14 protein-coding genes are annotated in these 21,181 nt (G+C 55.1%); 10 read left to right on the top strand and 4 right to left on the bottom strand.

All coding sequences use genetic code 11. The features are described 5' to 3' along the window. The first annotated feature begins 54 nt into the window (after positions 1 to 54). Complete coding sequence (locus J2Z70_RS16675) at positions 55 to 1,770, top strand: ABC transporter substrate-binding protein (protein WP_209875050.1); 1,716 nt, start codon at positions 55 to 57, stop codon at positions 1,768 to 1,770. A gap of 105 nt (positions 1,771 to 1,875) precedes the next feature. On the opposite strand, the gene J2Z70_RS16680 is transcribed toward J2Z70_RS16675, so the two are convergent. Beyond that, positions 1,876 to 2,772: an AraC family transcriptional regulator gene (locus J2Z70_RS16680; RefSeq protein ID WP_209875052.1), complete on the bottom strand. Its 897-nt coding sequence runs from the start codon at positions 2,770 to 2,772 to the stop codon at positions 1,876 to 1,878. Between the two features lie 769 nt (positions 2,773 to 3,541). Between J2Z70_RS16680 and J2Z70_RS16685 the strand changes: the two genes are divergently transcribed. The 4 genes from J2Z70_RS16685 (at position 3,542) to J2Z70_RS16700 (ending at position 10,813) form a co-directional block, all read left to right on the top strand. Continuing rightward, entirely contained in the window at positions 3,542 to 6,976 is a 3,435-nt protein-coding gene (locus J2Z70_RS16685) for a tetratricopeptide repeat protein (protein ID WP_209875217.1), read from the top strand. Between the two features lie 21 nt (positions 6,977 to 6,997). After that, the gene (locus J2Z70_RS16690; RefSeq protein ID WP_209875055.1) at positions 6,998 to 8,950 is read left to right on the top strand and encodes a glycoside hydrolase family 2 protein; all 1,953 of its coding nucleotides are present in this window, start codon (positions 6,998 to 7,000) and stop codon (positions 8,948 to 8,950) included. A gap of 40 nt (positions 8,951 to 8,990) precedes the next feature. Further along, a complete protein-coding gene (locus tag J2Z70_RS16695; protein ID WP_209875058.1) occupies positions 8,991 to 10,277 on the top strand; it encodes a cellulase-like family protein in 1,287 nt (428 codons plus the stop codon). A gap of 140 nt (positions 10,278 to 10,417) precedes the next feature. Beyond that, a complete protein-coding gene (locus J2Z70_RS16700; RefSeq protein ID WP_209875061.1) occupies positions 10,418 to 10,813 on the top strand; it encodes a DUF488 domain-containing protein in 396 nt (131 codons plus the stop codon). A 67-nt stretch (positions 10,814 to 10,880) separates the two neighbouring features. Here J2Z70_RS16700 and hmpA read toward each other — a convergent pair whose 3' ends face one another. Beyond that, entirely contained in the window at positions 10,881 to 12,062 is a 1,182-nt protein-coding gene (hmpA, locus tag J2Z70_RS16705) for an NO-inducible flavohemoprotein (RefSeq protein ID WP_209875219.1), read from the bottom strand. A gap of 274 nt (positions 12,063 to 12,336) precedes the next feature. Here hmpA and J2Z70_RS16710 point away from each other — a divergent pair, with 274 nt between their 5' ends. Further along, a complete protein-coding gene (locus tag J2Z70_RS16710; RefSeq protein ID WP_209875064.1) occupies positions 12,337 to 12,789 on the top strand; it encodes an RrF2 family transcriptional regulator in 453 nt (150 codons plus the stop codon). 76 nt (positions 12,790 to 12,865) lie between these two features. Here the strand turns inward: J2Z70_RS16710 and J2Z70_RS16715 are convergent, their stop codons facing one another. Both J2Z70_RS16715 and J2Z70_RS16720 read right to left on the bottom strand, forming a co-directional pair. Beyond that, complete coding sequence (locus J2Z70_RS16715) at positions 12,866 to 13,723, bottom strand: Rpn family recombination-promoting nuclease/putative transposase (RefSeq protein ID WP_209875067.1); 858 nt, start codon at positions 13,721 to 13,723, stop codon at positions 12,866 to 12,868. A 209-nt stretch (positions 13,724 to 13,932) separates the two neighbouring features. After that, positions 13,933 to 14,352: a hypothetical protein gene (locus tag J2Z70_RS16720; protein ID WP_209875070.1), complete on the bottom strand. Its 420-nt coding sequence runs from the start codon at positions 14,350 to 14,352 to the stop codon at positions 13,933 to 13,935. A 313-nt stretch (positions 14,353 to 14,665) separates the two neighbouring features. Here J2Z70_RS16720 and J2Z70_RS16725 point away from each other — a divergent pair, with 313 nt between their 5' ends. Genes J2Z70_RS16725 through narI form a run of 4 tightly spaced genes read left to right on the top strand, consistent with a single transcriptional unit; the run spans position 14,666 to position 21,143 of the window. Then, entirely contained in the window at positions 14,666 to 18,340 is a 3,675-nt protein-coding gene (locus J2Z70_RS16725; protein WP_209875073.1) for a nitrate reductase subunit alpha, read from the top strand. Continuing rightward, on the top strand, positions 18,330 to 19,901 hold the full coding sequence (narH, locus tag J2Z70_RS16730; RefSeq protein WP_209875077.1) for a nitrate reductase subunit beta: 1,572 nt from the start codon (positions 18,330 to 18,332) through the stop codon (positions 19,899 to 19,901). Before J2Z70_RS16725 ends, narH begins: the two co-directional genes overlap by 11 nt. Then, a complete protein-coding gene (gene narJ, locus J2Z70_RS16735) occupies positions 19,894 to 20,460 on the top strand; it encodes a nitrate reductase molybdenum cofactor assembly chaperone (RefSeq protein ID WP_209875080.1) in 567 nt (188 codons plus the stop codon). The genes narH and narJ overlap by 8 nt, the downstream gene beginning before the upstream one ends. After that, positions 20,457 to 21,143, top strand: coding sequence for a respiratory nitrate reductase subunit gamma (narI, locus tag J2Z70_RS16740; RefSeq protein WP_209875083.1), 687 nt, complete (start codon positions 20,457 to 20,459; stop codon positions 21,141 to 21,143). Before narJ ends, narI begins: the two co-directional genes overlap by 4 nt. Positions 21,144 to 21,181: the final 38 nt, after the last annotated feature.

Below are 21,181 nucleotides of genomic sequence, written 5' to 3' on the forward strand. Positions count from 1 at the left end.
AAGGTGACGCTAAAATATAACTGTAAACGCATTCAACCAAAGGGGATGAGACGGATGAAAAAACAAATACCAAGAAGATTAGGGATGGGTCTGCTGGCAAGTATGCTGCTCATTTCGGCAGGCTGCAGCAACAGCAGCAGTGCCGGAAATAACACAAAGAATACAACGAACGGAAATAACAGCGCAAATGATACAGCTCCTGTAACGTTTACCTTCTTTGGCGCCGATGCCAGTCCGAATTGGAACAGGATGGAGGATGATATCGGCAAGGAGATTGTTGCCAAAACAGGTGTTACCCTGAACGCGGAATATGATGTGGGCAGCGGAGGGGGACAGGACAAAATCTCAATGATGGCAGCCAGCGGAGAGTATCCTGATATGATCTATGCCAAGGGAGAGCTGGGCAAGCTGGTGGATGCCGAAGCCATTATCGACCTGACCGAGCTGATTGATAAATATGCTCCGAATATAAAGAAAGTCATGGATGGGAACATGAACCGGATGAAATACAGCAAGGATAATCAGGCGATCTATTCGATCCCGACGAATGTCGGCATTGATCAACAGAGCTTCGATGCGACGAACGGATTTCAGATTCAGCACCGCGTATTGAAAGAGCTTGGATATCCCGAAGTCCGGACGGTGAAGGATTTCGAGAATGTCCTCAAGGCGTATGTGGCTAAGCATCCAACGACGGACGGGCAGCCGACCATACCGCTGACCGTCAATGCTGACGGCTGGAAGATCATGATTACGGTGACAAACCAGGGCGATATCACTACCGGAGGAACCAATGACGGCGAATATTATGTGAACCCTGAGACGTACGAGACGATGCTGCATTATAAGAAGCCTGAAGAGAAGGAGTACTTCCGCTGGCTGAACCATATGTACAATGAAGGGCTGCTCGACAAGGAATCCTTTGTTCAAAAGGATGACCAGTACAAATCCAAAATCTCCAGCGGCCGGGTGCTGGGGCTCACCTCAGTGGAATGGGAGTATCAGGATGCGGAGAACGCCCTGAAGGCTGCGGGCAAAGACGAATATACGTACGCCCACTTCCCGGTTACGCTGAGTGAGGAGTACAAGGATCACGCCATGCAGTCTGTCGGAGTGGACGGCTACGGGATCAGTATCACCACGGCTTGTAAAGATCCGGTCCGCGCAATTAAATTCCTGGACTGGCTCTCCTCGGAAGAAGGCCAGGTGCTGAGAAACTGGGGGATCGAAGGCAAGCATTATAATGTGGAGAACGGGAAGCGCGTCATCCCTGCCGACATTCTCGATCAGAAGGTCAACGATGCAGCAAGTTTCACCAAGGCGACAGGGGTGGGATTGTATTCCACGCTGGGAGTCCGCTACGGGGACGGTGTGAAGGATTCTACAGGCAATTACTATACTACGAACTTCCCGGAACAGATTCTGGCCGAATATTCGGATGCGGAGAAGGCGAGTCTGGCTGCGTATAACGCAACAACCTGGAAAGACCTGTTCCCGGCGGAGGATGAATTCCCGGTCAAGGAATGGGGCGCGCTGTACAATATGCCGGTGCCGACAGATGGGGATTATCAGGTAATCTATCAAAAGACGCAGGATATCGTCCATAAAAGGATTCCCGAAGCCATTCTCTCCCGCACAGCCGATTTCGATAAAATCTACGACGATTTCATTGCGGAGCTGAATAAAGCGGGTGCAGAGAAAATGGAGAAGGAATATACGGAGCTGGTTAAAGCGAGAGTCTCGCTGTTTACCGGGAAGGAGATTGAATAGCAGAGCCGCTTAGCTTACGCGGCAGAGATATTCAGAGAGATTCAAAAAGGGCATTTCTGCGGCTAAGAAATTAGCCTGGAAAGCCCTTTTCGTTCGAGTACAGATTCAGCCCTTCGGGATCTTCCGGTAGCTTGAAGGAGAGAACCCCGAAATCTTCTTGAACAGCCTGGAGAAGTAATAAGGGTCGTTGATCCCTATAGCGGAGCCGACCTCCTTAATGCTGAGCTCGGTGAGATCGAGCAGATGGCCTGCCCGCTGGATCTTGAGCCGCAGGAAATACCCGATCGGGGAGACCCCGGTCTCGGCGTTGAAGATATAGATCAGATGCTGCTTCGACACGCCGACCTGCTTAGCCAGCTCAGGCAGGGTGAGGTTGCTGCCCAGCCGTCCGTTCATATACTGGATCGCCTGTTCCAGATACGTCCCGCGTTTCTTCTCCTGCGCGGACGGGCCTGCCGTAATGCCGATGCCGGAGAGCAGCTGTCTGGCCGTCTGGGCGATGTGCACATGGGTAGCCAGGGCGTAAGTCCGCTCAGCTAGCAGCTCATAGGCAGGAACGAACCATTCGATAAGCCGGGCCTTGCCGCTCGGGGCCAGGCCGAGGGGAGCGCCCGACAATCCGAACAGCTTCACCAGCCGGTCCGCATGATTTCCTTTGAAATGGAACCAGTAAATGCTCCATGGCTCTTCCTGCATGGCCCCGTACCGGTGCGGGGTGTGTGGAGGAATAATGACCATATCTCCCGGCTGCATGAGTATCTGCTCCCCGTGGTTCAGCTCCACCCAGCCCTCTCCCGCTTCACATAAGATTAAGATATGCGACGGGCTGCCTTCGAGGCGTTCCCTGAAATGATAACGGGCATTCGGGAAATAACCAATGTCCGTAATGAACAAGGAGGCGGTCAGCTCCTCCTGCTCCAATTCCTTCATCCAATACTCCGGCAGCACATACAGCTTCTCCTCCACAAACCCTTCCGGCTTGCGGATATGACCGTGATTCATACCGCTTCCCCCTCCTGAATAGATCGTATATAAACCAAACGTTAGACACCCTGGCCCAACAACTAACTTTCCAATCTCTTCTCGTAGGCATCAGCGTATTCATTCGAAGGCTTAGAACGGGATATCCCCTTCCAAAAGAAGTGCAATTGAGTTTTTTGGGAGCCGTAGAGACTGAATATAGGGAATGCGAGATGCTTGGGTGCTGGAATGCTAAGATGCTTCGGTGCTCGGTGCTCGGATGCTGAGATGATGAAAATGTTGCACATTTTGCAATTTTGATTCTCTGGTACAGTGGTGCCAGGGCGGATTGTTGCACAAAATGCAGGAATTTCCCCGTTTGGCCTCAGGTAGGAGGACAGATGTTGATTTTTGTGCAACAATTCCGGTTTAAGGCTGAATTCAGGAGCGGAATGTTGCATTATGGGCAGGATTTACCCCAACCCCAACCCCAACCCCAACCCCAACCCCAACCCCAACCCCAACCCCAACCCCAACCCCAACCCCAACCCCAACCCCAACCCCAACCCCGACGGTTGGGAAAGTGTATGCTCATCGCAGGGACGCCCGAAATCTAAGCTTACATAGAATAAGAATATAATCCATCACTTCCCGCATTTCGTCAATTGGAAACTCCCCGGCCAGCGGCTAGAGTAGAACTATCAAGTCAAGGGAGGCAGTGAAGGGCATGAAGCAGGCAGATAGCGGTAAGATGCCGGAGGCAGCCGGGGGTAATGCAGACTACGCTGGCAATGGAGACAATACGGACAACATGTCCAATGCGGGCAACGCAGACAACAGGGACAATACGGACAGCGCGGACCGGGTACAGGTACGGGAGACCAGTGTGATGATACCAACCTATGAGGCAGGTGCCGCTGATCCAAATCCTATGTTTCTGGAGAAAAGAGTCTATCAAGGAAGCTCGGGGCGGGTGTATCCGCATCCTGTGATTGAGAGCATCTCGAATGTGAAGCAGGATAGGGCGTACAAGCTGATTATTCTGGAGAATGAATATCTGCGCATAGAGATCATGCCGGAGCTTGGGGGGCGGATCTACCGGGCGCTCGACAAGACGAACAATTATGATTTTGTCTATTATAACCGCGTAATCAAGCCAGCGCTGGTCGGCCTTGCAGGTCCCTGGATCTCCGGGGGCATTGAGTTCAACTGGCCGCAGCATCACCGCCCCAATACGTTCGGCCCGGTTGAATATAGGCTTGAGGCTGCTGAGGATGGAAGCGCTACCGTATGGGTGAGCGAGATTGACCGGATGTACGGGACGAAGGCTACGGCTGCGTTCAGACTCTATCCCGGGAGAGCCTATCTGGAGGTCCATGCGCAGTGTTATAACCGGACGCCGCTGCCGCAGACCTTCCTCTGGTGGGCCAACCCGGCGGTTGCGGTGAATGATCAGACGCAGTCTGTTTTTCCGCCTGATGTCACAGCCGTCTTCGATCATGGCAAAAGGGATGTATCGCGGTTTCCTATTGCGACCGGTATCTACTACAAACAGGATTATTCGGAAGGCGTGGACATCTCCCGCTATAAGAATATTCCGGTTCCGACCTCCTATATGGCCTATAAGTCGGATTATAATTTCGTCGGCGGATATGATCACGGCGTCCAGGCGGGGCTGCTGCATGTGGCTGATCATCATATCTCACCGGGGAAGAAGCAATGGACCTGGGGGAACGGGGAGTTCGGCCAGGCCTGGGACCGCCAGCTGACCGATGAGGACGGACCTTATATTGAACTCATGACGGGCGTGTACACCGATAATCAGCCTGACTTCACCTGGCTGCAGCCGTATGAGGAGAAGAGCTTCACCCAGTATTTCATGCCGTATAAGGGCATCGGTCTGGTGAAAAATGCCTCGGTAGACGCTGCGGTCAATCTGGAGGTGGATGCGGTATCGGCTCAGGCAGTGGTGAAGGTATACGTGACCTCACGGCTGGAGCAGGCCGTGATCAGCTTAAGCGGAGCCGCAGGCGAATATCTGCGGGAGACTGCAGATCTGTCTCCCGCAGAGGCTATAGAGCGTACGGTTATGCTGGACCATGGAGAGCAGGAGCATGACCCCAAGCTGACGGTTCATAGTGCAGAGGGCAGGCTGCTGGTCGCCTATCAGCCGAAGCGTCCGGAGATTGGGCGTATCCCTGAGGCGGCGAAGCCGCTGGCCCCGCCGGAAGAGCTGCGCTCAGCAGAGGAGCTGTATCTGGCTGGCTTGCATCTGGAGCAGTACCGGCATGCCACCTTTGAGCCGGAGGCCTATTATCTGGAGGGGCTTAAACGGGACAGCGGGGATATCCGGCTGAATGTAGCGTATGGAACGCTGCTGCTCCGCCGCGGGCAATATGCTCAGAGTGAGCCTTTGCTCCGCCGCGCCATTGAGCGTCTGACCTCGCGTAATCCTAACCCGTATGACAGCGAAGCCTATTATCAGCTGGGGGTTGCCCTGCGCGGCCAGAACCGCTTGGATGAGGCTTTTGCTGCTTATTACAAAGCGGTATGGTCGGCAGCCTGGCAGGATGCAGGGTACTTCTCACTTGCTCAGATTGCCTGCCGGCAGGGCCGGTATGCCGAGGCGCTGGAGCTGGCGGAGCGTTCGCTGATCCGCAATGCGCGTAACTATAAGGCGAGGAACCTCAAGTCTGCTCTCCTGCGGAGGCTTGGCCGGCCGCAGCAGGCGAGGGGATTCGCAAGTGAGACTGTGCAGCTTGATCCTGCTGATTTTGGCACATATAACGAACTGGCCCTGGCCCTTGCAGCACTGGATGACCCTGCTGCGGCAGAAGAGGCGCTGACAGAATTGGAACGGCTTATGCGTGGTGACACACACAACTACCTTAATCTTATGGCAGATTATATGGGCTGCGGACTGTATGCGGAAGCTCTTGCTATAGGAGAGAGAGCGGTCGAACGGGGCAGATCCGAACCTCAATCTGAACCCGGACTGGAACTAGAATCCGAATCGGTCTATCCGATGCTGCATTATGCCCTTGGTGAATGTTATGAGCGTACGGGACAAGATGAGCAGGCACGGGAGGAACGCCGCCAGGGGCAAGCAGCCTCCTCGCTGCACTGCTTCCCGAACACCCTGTCCGAGCTTGAATGGCTGTTAAGCGCCGTCCGGGCGAATCCCCTGGATGATAAGGCCCACTACTATCTCGGCAATCTCTATTATGACAAGAAGCTGCCGGAAGAAGCGGCTGCGAGCTGGGAACGTTCGCGTGAACTGAGAGGGGATTTCGCCATCGTTCACCGCAATCTGGCTCTGGCCTATTACAACAAGCAGAATCATCCTGAGGCGGCGCTCGCTTCACTGGAGCAGGCCTTCGCCTGTGCGCCGCAGGATGCGCGGATTCTGTATGAGCTGGATCAGCTGCGCAAGAAGCTCGCATGGTCTGCCGGGGAACGGCTGGAACATCTTGAAGCACGGTGCTGCCTGGTGGAGCAGCGGGATGATCTGTATATCGAATATGTAACGATGCTTAACCAGCTTGAGCGCTATGACGAAGCGGTTACGGCATTAAGCTTGCGTACCTTCCATCCCTGGGAGGGCGGAGAGGGGAAGGTGACCGGGCAATACCAATTCGCCCACAGCGGGCTTGGCAGACTGGCACTGGAGAACGGGCAGTATGAAGCGGCGCTTGAGCATTTCCGGCTGGCGCTGGCCTATCCGCATAATCTGGGCGAAGGGAGGCTGGAAGGGGCGCAGGAGAATAATATCCATTATGCTCTTGGCCGGGTATACGAAGGACTTGGGCAAGAAGAAGAGGCTGACCGCTGCTACAGGATGGCGTCACAAGGACTGGCGGAGCCCGCCAGTGCGGTATTCTACAATGACCAGCCGCCGGAGATGATTTTCTACCAGGGTCTGGCTTGGCTGAGGCTTCAGCAGCCGAAGGAGGCGAAACGACGCTTCAATCTATTGATCGATTATGCCGAGCGTCATCTTTTCGATGATATCAAGCTGGACTATTTCGCCGTATCGCTGCCGGATTTCCTGGTGTTTGAGGATGACCTCAACCGGCGCAATGTCATACATTGCCGCTACATGCGGGGGCTCGGGCTTCTCGGGCTGGGCCGGTATGAAGCTGCGGCAGCGGAGCTTGATTCAGCTCTTGCCCTGGACCCTAATCATCAAGGAGCCGGGGTTCACAGACGGATGGCCGATAGTGCCCTGAACCGGGGACAACTCTAAGCAGAAGGAGGACAACAGATTATGCATACAACAGGACGGCATAATATTAGCCTGGACGAAGGCTGGTGTTTTCAGGCAGATACAGCAGGCGCAGGAGAGCGAGAGGAATGGCAGATTACAGGCTTGCCAGCTCCAAGGGAGGTTGCGGTTCCGCATACCTGGAATGTGGAGGAAGGTCTGGAGGAGTACCGGGGGGCCGGGTGGTATGAGTATAGTCTCAGCATTCCTGAGGAGTGGAGCGGCAGCCGGTTCCGTCTGCATTTTGAAGCCGTCTACCGTGATGCGGTGGTCTGGATCAACGGCCTCGAGGCCGGTTCGCATATCAACTCGGGGTATACTGCCTTTGAGCTGGAGGTGTCTGCGCATATTCTGCATGGCAAGGAAAACCGGATTACCGTAAAAGCGGATAATTCCCCGGCCGCTCAGGCACTTCCGCAAGCCTTAAGCTTCGACTGGGCCGATGATGGAGGGATCATCCGGCCCGTACAGCTTATAGTAACCGGGCAAACGGCCGTTAAGCACATCCGCGTCTCCCCGGCAGTCCGGTTTGGACCAGCGGGCCAGCAGGCGTCCGGCCGGTTACTGGCAGAGGTACAGCTATGCGGACCCTCTGCTTCAGCAACAATAGGGGCCGCTATTTTCAAGAATGGTACACAAATATGGGAGGATCACCGCCCCCTGCCTCCGCAATCCGCAGCCTGGCAGCTTGTAGAGATGGAGTGGTTACCAGTGGAGCTGTGGCATTTCGATCATCCGCATCTCTACCGGCTTCAGCTAATTATCCGTGAGGGCGGACAGCTTCATGATGAGGTAACCGTCCATTTCGGGTTCCGTGAGATTGTGGTCAGAGGGCATGAGCTATGGCTGAACCGTGAGCCGGTCCGCCTGATGGGTGTCGAATGGATGCCCGGTTCGAATCCGGCGTCCGGCATGGCCGAGAAGCTGGAGGATCTCGGCGCGATGCTGGAGCGGCTGAAGGAGGCAAACGCTGTGATCACCCGTTTTCACTGGCAGCAGGGCAACGAGCTGCTGGACTGGTGTGACCGCAACGGCATACTTGTCCAGGAGGAAATTCCGCATTGGCAGCAGCCGGCGGAGCCGGATCAGCACACCTTCGCGGTAGCCTTGTCCCAGGCGAAGGAGATGATCCGCGATCATTCCCATCATCCGTGTATCTTCGCCTGGGGGATGGGGAATGAGCTGAACGGGCAGTCGGAGACCACCCTCCGGTACATGAAGCAGCTGAAGCTGGAAATCCATGCGCTGGATTCACAGCGACTGATTAACTATGTGAGCAACACGGTCCACCTGAAGCCGCGTAGTGATGCTACGGGAGCCGGGGACCTGCTGATGTGGAATGACTATATCGGAACCTGGCATGGCGGGCTGGATGAGGATGAGGTCATCAGGCAGATGCTGGCCGATTACCCGGATAAGCCGGTGGTGGTGGCTGAATATGGCCTCTGCGAGCCAGTGTACGAAGGCGGAGACCCCAGAAGAACAGCAATTCTTGTTCACAAAACAGAGCTCTACCGCAAGTATCCCCAGTTCGCAGCGCTGATCTTTTTCAGTCTGAATGATTACCGCACGCAAATGGGAGAAGACGGGCAGGGAAGATGGAAGCAGCGGGTTCATGGTTCGGTGGATGTGCATAACCGGGTGAAGCCTTCCTTTGCAGCCTTGCGCGAGATGGCTTCACCGCTCCTGCTCGCAGATACTCCTGTGCAGACAGAAGGGGAGTTTGAAGTCACCCTGACATGCCGGAAGGACATTCCCAGCTATGCGGTGCAGGGCTATTATGTAACAATGTCAACAGATGGCGTGGAAGGAGCGGCTCAGGTTATTCCTGATATGCAGCCGGGAGAGGTCCGTACCCTGAGCCTCAAGCTGCCTGCTGCTCCTGTAACGGAGCTGACACTAACGGTCTATCGTCCGAACGGCTTCAGCGTGCTGGAGCTGGAATTGGGACAGTAGTTGACCTGGTATTACAACCTAATCCTAAGGAGTGAACAGAATGGATGCAGTGCTGAGCAGGCTGCCGCGCAAGCTTACCCTCACCATGTGGGATTTCTCCTGGTACACAATGACCTTGCCGGGCGAGCCTTATCATGATCTGGCAGCAAGATGCAAGGAGGCAGCCGACAGAGGATACAACACCATCCGGATCTGCGCCATGCCGTTCCTGTTATTCACAGCGGAAGGCAAACGCCCCGGACCGCTGCACTTCGGCAGTCTGGGGGAAGTGGGCCAGCGTACCCGCTGGTACAACTGCCACGGCGGTGCTGAGCTGGACGGGCATGCGCATCTGCTGGAGCTGTTCAGGCAGGCCAAGGCGCACGGACTTTATATTATGCTGTCTTCCTGGGAATATCAGCAGAGCCCCAGCTTCCTGGCCTATCCCGCGCTGCGTGATGAGCTGGCAGCAATTGCTCCCGCAGAGCGGTTCATGAACCTGGCCCGGTCGATGGACCAGCTCATCCGGTATATCAAGGGGGAAGGCTTCGCTGATCGAATTGTTTATGCCGAGCTGCATAATGAAGTGGAATTCGGGCAGCTTACCGCCGTGGGTACCGTGCAGGGAATCGGCGCAGCGGATACGCCCAGGCTGGTGGAGGCCATGCAGCCTTATATCGAGGAAGCGGTGGGCTATCTCCGGCGGCAGCATCCCGATGTTCTGATCACGGCCAGCTATACGCTGAACGAAGCTTATCCAAAGGCATATGTGGCCCGTAATCTTCAGGTGGCCCACTATCATCTTTATATTAAGGGCGTACTGAATGAGCTTATGGATGCGGCGGGGTTGAATGATGAGGGGGTGCCTTTTCCGAATACCTTTGTCCGGTCTATGCTGAGGGAAGATGCCCCGCTCTTCGGGGAATGGAACCTGCCCGCAGGGCAGGAGTGGCGGATGGAGGGCAATCCGGTCGGGATGAAGCTGATCTATCTGCATGATTGGGCCGACCCTGATCTATGGGATCTCTACCTGTATGACCGCTATGGAGCCCATAAGCTGGCGATGCTGCAAAAAGCGGACATGCGCCTGGCAGAAGCGCAGGAATGGGCGGTACATTCGGACCTGCCGGTGGTGATCGGCGAAGGCTATGTCGGCTATACCCCGCTGCTTGCAGGCTTCGAGGAAGGCCCGGTCGGGAAATTCATTGCCGAGTATGCGCTGCGTAAGGGGATGGCCCTGGGCTTCTGGGGCATGACGCTGTGCTCCAATTGTGCGCCGCATCATCCGTTCTGGCAGGATGTAGTCTGGCAGCAGCGGTGGAACCGGTACATTCTTGAAGCGGAGTAGAGGAGAAGCGAAGTCAGTGCGGCAGACTGCCGGACCATCAGCTTGTCATGCCGCGTCTCTCCGGGGCGGACAGCCGCTGGAAGCAGAATGGGCTCCGTGGTATATTGGGTGTATTTAGTGGTGAGCAGGAGGGATGCAGCATGGGAGAGCCATCCGGCGGGAAAGTCGAAGATGCTTCGTACACTATTGGCCTGAAGCGAATCTATGAACCTGCGGACCCCGGGGACGGATACCGGATTCTGGTGGACCGGCTGTGGGCGCGCGGAGTGACGAAGGAGCAGGCGGCCATTGACGAGTGGATGAAGGACATCGCTCCAAGCCCGGCGCTGCGTAAGTGGTTCGGGCATCTGCCGGAGCGGTTCGCGGCATTCAAGGAACGGTATACCTTGGAGCTGGAGGAGAATCCGGAATGCGCGGGGCTTGCGGAAGCGATCCGGGAGCGGGCGCTTAATCAGAGGGTCACACTAGTCTATGCCGCGAAGGACCCGGTCCATAACCATGCGAAGGTACTCTATGAATGGCTGAACTCACGTTGAAGAAAGCGGGCTTCCGCCGAACCGGTAACGGTTCGGCAGGCGGCCCCTTTGCTTTTAAATGAACAATCTACGCGTTGCTTAGCTGCAGTGCCGGTCCGAAGAACTCATAATGAATCTGAGCCTCGGTCATTCCGAGCTTCCGCAGTTCGCCAATCATGGCTTCCATAAAAGGAACAGGCCCGCACACGTAAGCATCTCCGGTAACATCTACATAGCTCTTCAGAATTTCGCCTGTAATCACACCATCCGGTCCGCCGGAGTAGAAGGTTCTAGTCTTGACGTTGCTCAGCGAGGCCGCATGCTTCTCAATATCTGTACCGAAGGCAGCAAGCGATTCGTTCCGTGCAGAGTGCAGGAAGACGACCGGCCGGTCCGGTGTTACATTGGCTACTGTCTCAAGCATGCTCATCATAGGGGTGATGCCTACACCGCCTGAGATAAAGGCTACCGGGGTAATTATAGAAGTATCCAGCAGGAACTCACCGGCCGGTGCGCTTACCTCAACGGTATCTCCTTCATTCACCTGGTTATGGAGATAGACGGAAACTACACCATTCGGATCATTCGTCTCCTCGCGTTTCACCGAAATGCGGAATTCATCCGGTTTCGGTGCTTGGGACAGGCTGTATTGGCGGATCATGGTGTATTGCTCTCCGGGGATCAGCACACGGACAGAGATATACTGGCCCGGCTTATAGTCTGGTACATTCGAGCCGTCTGTCGGCTTCAGATAGAACGATGTAATGCTGCCGCTCTCCTGAACCTTACGCACCACGGTAAAAGGCTTGAAGAAGTTCCAGCCGTGCTCCTGCTCCCGCGCTTCCTTGTACATGCTGTCTTCGACGCCGATGAACGCATTGGCTATGACGCCGTAAGCCGCTTCCCAGGCACTCAGGATCTCATCCGTAGCAGCATCGCCCAGCACCTCCTTGATGGCCTTCAGCAGGAATTCTCCGACGATCGGGTAATGCTCCGGCTTGATGCCGAGACTGACATGCTTGTGTGCGATCTGGACCACCGCGGGGAGTATATTCTCAAGGTTGTCGATGTGGACTGCCGCGGCGTAGACCGCATTGGCCAGTGCCGCCTGCTGGCGGCCTTGCGCCTGGTTGGCATGGTTGAACACATTCAGCAGTTCCGGGTGGGCCTCGAACAGGTTACGATAGAATACCGTTGTAATGGTTGTGCCGTGTTCCGCCAGGACTGGCGCTGTGGATTTGACAATGTCACGAGTGTGTTGTGATAAAATATCAATCATCCCCTCTCCATATATTACAAAATTAATATATACGCTTTTTAAGATAAAAGATATATTTAAAATACCACTTTAACAAAATGGACAAAAAATATGATATCCTCTGTAAAAAATATCACTTACATGAGGCGAAATGCGTATCTTCCTTCTTCGCTTGTTGGCTGTACGTGCCTAATGGACAAGCCGGGATGTTAGATGGCGTGGTATAGTTGGATGGAGAGTATGGCTGGTTTCGTGGTGCATTTGTAAACAGAATGGAGAGAAGAGAATGAGGCTGACGTTATATACCGACTATTCCTTGCGCATCCTCATGTATCTCGGAGCGAAGCAGCGGGAAGAGCTGACAACTATACAGGATATCTCCAGTGCCTACGGCATCTCCAAGAATCATCTGATGAAGGTGTCGCATGAGCTCGGCAAGGCGGGCTATATTGAGACGGTCAGAGGGCGCGGGGGAGGGATCAGACTGGCGCTTGCGCCGGAGACGATCAATATCGGGGAGGTCGTACGCCGGATGGAGGATGATTTCTATCTCGTGGAGTGCTTCCAGCCTTCAGGCGGCAGCTGCCCGATCTCTCCGGTGTGCAGACTCAAAGGCGTGCTGGGCAAGGCCCTGCACGCCTATCTGAAAGTGCTGGATGAGTATACGCTCGGGGATCTGCTGATGAATCGAGATGATCTGCGTGCTATTCTGCAGGAGAGCGGCAGCGGGACTAGCTGATTTTGAAGTGTATAAAATCGCTATAAATGAAACAAAGCCGATCCTAATGACCGGCTTTGTTTTTGCTTTTAGGATTTTACTGCAAAGGGTTTAACTTCTTGATCTCATCAATCGAAAGCCCAGATGCATCAGCAATATCCGTTAGCTCCATTCCCAAGGCAAGGAGCTTGAGTGCGATTTCTTTTCTAGTGATATCAGCCCCTTCAGTCCGTCCCTTGGCTTCCGCCACCTTAGCCGCTTCATACATTGAAGCTTCATCGTGCAAATAGCGTTGACGTGCTTCGTACTGTCTGCGGGCTTCTTCATTCTGACTCAAAAACTCCAGCGTGTTCATGGCCTTTCTCAACACAGGCTCGTTCATCGTCAGCACCTCCCATTTGGATTGGTTTACTCCCTTCAGGAACAGCAGCCAGTTGACCAGTCCGCCTTGTTCCATAGTGACTGCATGCTCATCCAGCTTAGGCAATTCCAGAAAGTGAATCTCAATGTCGTCCAGCAAAGCGATTCCCGTGCGGTCCTCACGCAGGTGAAAGACGTTATGATATAGAGTATTCGGCAACAAAGCAAAGTTTATAATATTGATAGTGACACAGCGCTTTAGCTGGTTATACGGCTGGCTCTCCTGCAACTGGGAGGAGTACTGCTTGCTCCAATAGTAGAGCGTCCGTTTCTCTGTGTCATATTTATTGAACAGTTGCATCTCCACATTAATAATTTCGCCTTCGGTCGTCTTGGCCCGGATGTCAAGAATAGACTGCTTGTCGCGGGGGGAATCCTTGTCGGTATAAGGGTTCAGCAGAATAATGTCGCTTAACGGGGGCTTGCCCGCTTCAGTAAAGGTCCGATTCAGAAAGGCCAACAGCACATCACGGTTCTCTTCGCTTCCAAAAATGCGTTTAAACAAGAAATCATTTCGGGGATCAAGCAGCTCCATACCGTTCCAACCTCCAGTTCAGTCTTATTATACCATTATCGCCGCGTGTTTTGCCTAAGGCAAGCGGAGCGTCTTATGTAAGGAAGGCAGCCGAGGCTCGTAAAGAATAAGACTCCGGCCGGATATAGAAAATACACGGACTCCAACCGGATCATCCAGATCCGCTATGAAGTCCGTGTGTTTTGTGTACCTTTCTATTCAGGGACGCATTACGGCTCCTGGAACATCAGCCGCTCCTCATCCCGGCTATGAATAGCATTCACTACCAGCAGGGCATGGAACTGGTGAAGCACCTCTGAGGTGAGGCCGTCTTCGGCGAGCATGCTTTTGACATCCTGCACGATGATCCGCAGTAATTCATGATCCCGCTTCAGACGGGTAACGGCATCTTCAAGGGCGGGATTCTTCGCCATCATCTCCTGATAGAAGCCGTCCTCTTCGGCATCAGCATGGCTGAGTATCCGCGTCTCCCAGTACTCAATCAAGTGGTCAGCCGCCTGGCGGGCCACCTCCACTTCCTTAAGCGCCAGCAGTTCTTCCACTTCTTCTGTCTTGGCTACAGCGCCGGAGAGTCCGCCCTGATGTATAGCATGATGGGCGTGCAGCTGGCGCAGTGAGGGTCCTGACATTCTTCTTCATCCTCCCGTATGATAACAATCTTATACGTATCTACTGGCCAGTATAGCATACAGTTCTGCCATGGGATTCCCGCTAGGAACTTCCCCCGAATATAAACAGGGAAGTCCCTAATCGAGCTCCCGGCCAGGCAGTGCGGCGCAGAATCTGAGCTTTTCTCCTCAAGGGGGAAGGCTTGTTTGCTGTGTGCTGAGATCAAGGGATTTCCCGAGGTTCAATAGGTGTTTCCCTAATGGGAAGCGCGGCCGGAGAGATCCATAATGAGATTAATTGAATAGATTCGTACAGAAGGAGTGTTCGGGACAGATGAAGAAGAAATTCGGCCTTAACTTTTTTAAGCCGGTGGAGAGCTATTCCGGGAACTGGTCCATTCTTGAAGAGAAAAATAGAGATTGGGAGAATATGTACCGCCAGCGCTGGTCTCACGATAAAGTAGTCCGCACCACCCATGGCGTGAACTGTACAGGCTCCTGCAGCTGGAAGGTGTTCGTGAAGAACGGGATCATCACCTGGGAGAACCAGCAGATCGATTACCCGTCCTGCGGACCGGATATGCCGGAGTTCGAGCCGCGCGGCTGTCCGCGCGGAGCTACCTTCTCCTGGTATGAATACAGTCCGCTGCGCGTGAAGTATCCGTATATCAGAGGGAAGCTGTGGCGGCTGTGGCAGACGGCGCTTCAGGAGCATGACAATTATGTGGATGCCTGGGCCAGCATTGTGGAAGATCCCGGGAAGGCCAGCCAGTATAAGAAGGCACGCGGCAAGGGCGGCCATGTCCGGGTAGCCTGGGACGATGCCCTGCGGCTGATCGCAGCGCAGCTGATCTATACGATCCGTAAATACGGCCCTGACCGGATCGCCGGGTTCACCCCGATTCCGGCCATGTCGATGGTCAGCTACGCTTCAGGGGCGCGGTTCATCTCGCTGCTGGGCGGCCAGATGCTGAGCTTCTATGACTGGTATGCCGATCTTCCACCGGCTTCGCCGCAGATCTGGGGCGAGCAGACGGATGTCCCGGAATCCTCGGACTGGTACAACGCCGGTTACCTGATGATGTGGGGCTCGAACGTGCCGCTGACCCGGACGCCCGATGCCCACTTCATGACCGAAGTGCGCTACAAAGGCACCAAGGTCGTATCGGTCGCCCCGGATCTCGCCGAGAACGTGAAGTTCGCCGACAATTGGCTGGCTCCGAATCCTGGTTCGGACGCGGCGCTTGCCCAGGCAATGACGCATGTCATTCTGCAGGAGTTCTACCAGGAACGCCAGGAGCCGATGTTCCTGAATTATGCCAAGCAATACACCGATATGCCGTTCCTGATTCTGCTTGATCCGTATGAGGCCAGCCTGAAGGGCGGACGTTTCCTGCGGGCCAGCGATCTGGGCGATGCTTCGCCGCACTCAGACTGGAAGCCGGTGATCTTCGATGAAGCCACAGGCGAGATGATCGTGCCGAACGGGACGATGGGCCAGCGCTGGGAGGAAGGCAAGAAGTGGAACCTGATTCTGGAGCGGGAGGACGGCAGCAAGGTGGAGCCGGCCCTGACCATCGAAGGCCACGGGGAAGAATGGACGGAGATTGTGTTCCCGTACTTCGATAATGCCGGTAACGGCACCTTCAGCCGGATCATTCCGGCCCGGAAGATGAAGCTTGCGGACGGCACGGAACGTTATGTCGCAACCGTATATGACCTGATGATGAGCCAGTACGGCATTAAGCGCAGAGATAGCCTGCTGAACGCCAAGGGGTATGAGGATGAATGGTCCCACTACACTCCGGCTTGGCAAGAGAAGATTACTACGGTAAAAGCAAGCGTCGTTGTGCAGATTGCCCGTGAGTTTGCCCAGAACTCCATTGAGACCGGCGGGCGCTCCATGATTATCATGGGCGCAGGCATCAACCACTGGTTCAACAGCGATACCATCTACCGTTCGATTCTGAATCTGGTGGTGCTGACCGCCTCCCAGGGCGTCAACGGCGGCGGCTGGGCGCATTATGTCGGCCAGGAGAAATGCCGCCCGATTGAAGGCTGGTCCACCGTGGCCTTCGCGAAGGATTGGCAGGGTCCAGCGCGGCAGCAGAATGCGACCTCGTTCTTCTATTTTGCCACCGAGCAGTGGCGGTATGAAGAGAGTGGCACCGATTCCCTGAAATCGCCGACCGGCGGGGATGTCGCCTACCAGCACCCGGCAGATTACAACGTACTTGCTGCGCGTCTTGGCTGGCTGCCGTCCTTCCCGCAATTCAACAAGAACAGCCTGCTGTTTGCAGAGGAAGCGGCACAGCAGGGCAAGAAGACGAATGCGGAGATTATCGGTCATGCTGTAGAAGAGATTACATCGCGGAAGACGCGCTTTGCTGTGGAAGATCCCGGCGCACCTGAGAACTTCCCGCGCTCGCTGTTCATCTGGCGCTCGAACCTGATCTCAAGCTCCGCCAAGGGCCAGGAATACTTCATGAAGCATTTGCTCGGAGCGTCCGATGGTCTGCTGGCTGAACCGAATGAGGAGCAGAAGCCGGAGGAGATCGTCTGGCGTGAGGATGTGGAAGGGAAGCTGGATCTGATGGTGGCGCTGGATTTCCGGATGACAACTACGCCGCTGTATGCCGATGTGGTCCTGCCTGCCGCAACCTGGTATGAGAAAACAGATCTGTCGTCCACCGACATGCATCCGTTCGTCCATCCGTTCAATCCGGCTGTGAATCCGCTGTGGGAATCCCGTTCGGACTGGGATATCTACCGTCAGCTCTCGGAGGTATTCTCCGAGATGGCGAAATCGCAGCTGCCCGGCGTCTACAAGGATGTAGTGATGTCCCCGCTGGGCCATGACTCCATCAGCGAGATCTCACAGCCGATGGGTCTGGTCAAGGATTGGACCAAGGGCGAAGTGCCGGCCATTCCGGGTAAAACTATGCCGAACTTCACTATTGTCGAGCGGGATTACACGCAGATACATCACAAATACAGCTCGCTCGGACCGAATCTGGCTACCGGCAAAACAGGCGCACACGGCGTCAGCTTCTCGGTTGCCGAAGAGTACGAAGAGCTGAAGAAGATCAGCGGTGTGCATTACGATGAGACGATCCGGCACGGACTGCCGAAGCTGCAGACGGCCCGCCAGGCGGCGGATGCCATTCTTCATCTGTCTTCCGCCACCAACGGCCGCGTCTCCCAGAAGGCTTATGAGTCGGCCGAGAAGGATCACGGAGTCGAGCTGCGGGATATTTCGGCAGACCGGGCCGCCGAGAAAATTACGTTCCAGAGCATTACCGCACAGCCGCGTGAGGTGATTCCGACACCGGTATTCAGCGGCTCGAATAAGCAAGGCCGCCGGTATTCGCCGTTCACTACGAATATTGAACGTCTTGTGCCGTTCCGTACCTTGACCGGGAGACAGCATTTCTATATTGACCATGAGATCTTCCAGCAGTTCGGCGAAGCGCTGCCGGTCTACAAGCCGACCCTGCCTCCAATGGTCTTCGGGCCGCGCGACAAGGCTGTGAAGGGCGGAACCGATGCGCTGGTTCTGAGATACCTGACGCCGCACGGCAAGTGGAATATCCACTCGACCTACCAGGATAACCAGCACATGCTGACCTTGTTCCGGGGCGGTCCGACGGTGTGGATCAATAATGAGGATGCGGCGGCTCATGACATAGCGGACAATGACTGGCTTGAGGTCTATAACCGGAACGGTGTCGTCACTGCGCGCGCCGTGGTCAGCCACCGGATGCCGAGAGGCACCATGTTCATGTACCACGCCCAGGATAAGCACATTCAGGTGCCTGGCTCCGAGATTACGGATACGCGCGGCGGAAGCCATAATGCGCCAACCCGGATTCACCTGAAGCCTACCCAGATGGTCGGCGGATATGCACAGCTCAGCTACGGCTTCAACTACTACGGTCCGATCGGCAACCAGCGTGATGTCTACGTAGCCGTCCGCAAAATGAAGGAGGTCAACTGGCTTGAAAATTAAAGCGCAAGTGGCAATGGTAATGAATCTGGATAAATGCATCGGCTGCCACACCTGCAGCGTGACCTGTAAGACCACCTGGACAAACCGCAAGGGTGCGGAATATATGTGGTTCAACAACGTGGAGACGAAGCCGGGCATCGGCTATCCGAAGCGCTGGGAAGACCAGGAGCTGTACAAGGGCGGCTGGCAGCTGCGCAAGGGGAAGCTTGAGCTGAAATCCGGCAACAAGCTGTCCAAGATCGCGCTCGGCAAAATCTTCTACAACCCGGATATGCCGGAAATGAAGGATTATTACGAGCCGTGGACTTACAACTACGAGCATCTGACGAACGCGGGGGAGCAAAAACATTCCCCGGTAGCACGGGCTCACTCTGCTGTCACCGGCGAGAAGATGGATCTGGAATGGGGACCGAACTGGGAGGATGATCTGGCGGGAGCGCATGTGACGGGCCCGCTGGACCCGAATATTCAAAAGATCGAGGAAGAGATCAAGTTCAACTTCGAGAAATCCTTCATGATCTATTTGCCACGCCTGTGCGAGCACTGCCTGAACCCGAGCTGTGTGGCCTCGTGCCCTTCCGGCGCGATGTATAAACGCGATGAGGACGGCATTGTGCTCGTGGACCAGGAAGCCTGCCGCGGCTGGAGATATTGCATGACCGGCTGTCCGTACAAGAAGGTGTACTTCAACTGGCAGACCAACAAGGCGGAGAAATGCACCTTCTGCTTCCCGCGTGTAGAGGCAGGTCTGCCAACCGTATGCTCCGAGACCTGTACGGGCCGTATCCGTTATCTGGGTGTGCTGCTGTATGATGCAGACAAGGTTCTCGAAGCAGCGTCTACCCCGGATGAGCAGGACCTGTATAAGGCCCAGTGTGATCTGTTCCTTAATCCGCATGATCCGGAAGTCAGAGCGCAGGCGAGAAAAGACGGCATCTCCGAGGACTGGCTGGAGGCTGCGCAGAACTCGCCGGTCTACAAGCTGGCGATCGAGCATAAGCTGGCCTTCCCGCTTCATCCGGAATACCGGACCCTGCCGATGGTATGGTATGTACCGCCGCTTAGCCCGATCATGAACTACTTTGAGGGCAAGGATTCACTCAAGAATCCCGATATGATCTTCCCGGCCATCGAAGAGATGCGTACGCCTATTCAATATCTGGCGAATATGCTGACAGCTGGCGATACGGAGACTGTGAAGGAAGCCCTGCAGCGGATGGCGATGATGCGCTCTTACATGCGCGCCCTGTCCACCGGCCAGGAATTTGATCTTAGCCGTCTGGACCGTGTCGGAATGACGGCGCAGCAGACCGAGGAGATGTACCGCCTGCTGGCGATTGCCAAATATGAGGACCGCTTCGTGATCCCGACCTCCCACAAGGAGCAGCACATGAACCCGTACCGCGCGCAAGGCGCGGCCGGCTATGGCAGCGACATGGGCGGACAGGGCTTCGGCTCCGGCTGTGACGGTTGCGGACCGGCGAGTCCTTCCGGCGACACCATGAAGACCGGCAAGGAGATGTATGAAGAGAATTTCTACGGGGGGATCTGGCGTGATTGATCTGAACAAACTGCATCAATACAAGGAGTCCTTCGGTTATTTCGCCTTGCAGCTTATGTACCCGGAGAAGCTGGATTTCCATCCGGCTTTTCTGGAAGAGACGTTTGACCCTGCTCACCCGGGATATGCCCACGTGCAGACGTACTGGGAGCAGATGCAGAGCTTCAGCCTGGAAGAGATTCAGGAGAACTATGCGGCTACGTTTGATTTTCAGAAGGACTGTGCGCTCTACATGACCTATTTCAAATTCGAGGATGCCAAGGAGCGCGGGCAAATGCTCGCCAAGCTGAAGCTGCTGTACGAAATGTTCGGCCTTGTCATGCCGGAGAGCGAGTTGCCCGATTATTTGCCGCTGATGTGTGAATTCATCTATGCCGCGCAGTGGCTGGATGTCCCCGGCGCGCCGGAGAACTTCCGGATGCTGATGGCGATTCTGGAGGATGGAACCTATCATCTGGTGAATGCGCTGGAGCAGCGGGAGAGTCCTTATTATCACCTGGTTAAAGGGTTGCGGGAAACCTTCAAAGCTTGTGCGGAACAGGAGGCCCTAAGTCAATGAATATGATGGGTCAGTTTTTATGGGTTATTTTCCCCTATATGTGTATGGTCGTATTTATCGGCGGGCATATTGCCCGCTACCGCAAGGATCAATTCAACTGGACCGCCAAATCCAGTGAATTCATTGAGAAAAAACAGCTGAAATTCGGCAGCATTCTGTTCCACCTCGGCATTATGCCGGTCATTCTGGGCCATATCGGCGGACTCGCCGTTCCCAAGTCCTGGCTGGAGGCTGTCGGTGTCAGCGATCATATGTACCATATCGGTGCTGTATACATCGGGGGAATCTTCGGTGCGGCCACCCTGGCCGGGATGCTGATCCTGACCTCACGGCGCTTCACACTGAAGAACGTCCGCCGGCTCAGCAGCGCCTCCGATCTGATCGTTAACTCGCTCCTGCTGTTCATTGTGTTCATGGGGATGTATTCCACGATTGTTACGAATGCCGTACAGCCTGAGTTCGACTACCGGGATACAATCTCCGTGTGGTTCCGCGGCTTGTTCATGTTCCGCCCGGACCCGTCGCTGATGAGCGGAGTACCGTTCTCCTTCAAGCTGCACATCCTGTCAGGGTTCGCGATCTTTGCCTTCTGGCCATTCACCCGGCTGGTTCATGTATGGAGTGTTCCGTTGAATTATGTAGGCAGAAGTTATATCCTATACAGAAGAAATAAATCAAATTAACGGAAGAGCAGCGTGGACTTCTTTCCCTGTTCAATCCG

Origin of the sequence: Paenibacillus silagei (assembly GCF_017874735.1) — a bacterium.
GTDB lineage: Bacteria > Bacillota > Bacilli > Paenibacillales > Paenibacillaceae > Paenibacillus_AQ > Paenibacillus_AQ silagei.

What these genes read in the sequence shown, in the direction of transcription:
- J2Z70_RS16675 (WP_209875050.1), top strand. Translation starts at nt 55, where the DNA reads ATGAAAAAACAAATACCAAGAAGATTAGGGATGGGTCTGCTGGCAAGT.
- J2Z70_RS16680 (WP_209875052.1), bottom strand. Translation starts at nt 2,772, where the DNA reads ATGAATCACGGTCATATCCGCAAGCCGGAAGGGTTTGTGGAGGAGAAG.
- J2Z70_RS16685 (WP_209875217.1), top strand. Translation starts at nt 3,542, where the DNA reads ATGTCCAATGCGGGCAACGCAGACAACAGGGACAATACGGACAGCGCG.
- J2Z70_RS16690 (WP_209875055.1), top strand. Translation starts at nt 6,998, where the DNA reads ATGCATACAACAGGACGGCATAATATTAGCCTGGACGAAGGCTGGTGT.
- J2Z70_RS16695 (WP_209875058.1), top strand. Translation starts at nt 8,991, where the DNA reads ATGGATGCAGTGCTGAGCAGGCTGCCGCGCAAGCTTACCCTCACCATG.
- J2Z70_RS16700 (WP_209875061.1), top strand. Translation starts at nt 10,418, where the DNA reads ATGGGAGAGCCATCCGGCGGGAAAGTCGAAGATGCTTCGTACACTATT.
- J2Z70_RS16710 (WP_209875064.1), top strand. Translation starts at nt 12,337, where the DNA reads ATGAGGCTGACGTTATATACCGACTATTCCTTGCGCATCCTCATGTAT.
- J2Z70_RS16715 (WP_209875067.1), bottom strand. Translation starts at nt 13,723, where the DNA reads ATGGAGCTGCTTGATCCCCGAAATGATTTCTTGTTTAAACGCATTTTT.
- J2Z70_RS16720 (WP_209875070.1), bottom strand. Translation starts at nt 14,352, where the DNA reads ATGTCAGGACCCTCACTGCGCCAGCTGCACGCCCATCATGCTATACAT.
- J2Z70_RS16725 (WP_209875073.1), top strand. Translation starts at nt 14,666, where the DNA reads ATGAAGAAGAAATTCGGCCTTAACTTTTTTAAGCCGGTGGAGAGCTAT.
- narI (WP_209875083.1), top strand. Translation starts at nt 20,457, where the DNA reads ATGAATATGATGGGTCAGTTTTTATGGGTTATTTTCCCCTATATGTGT.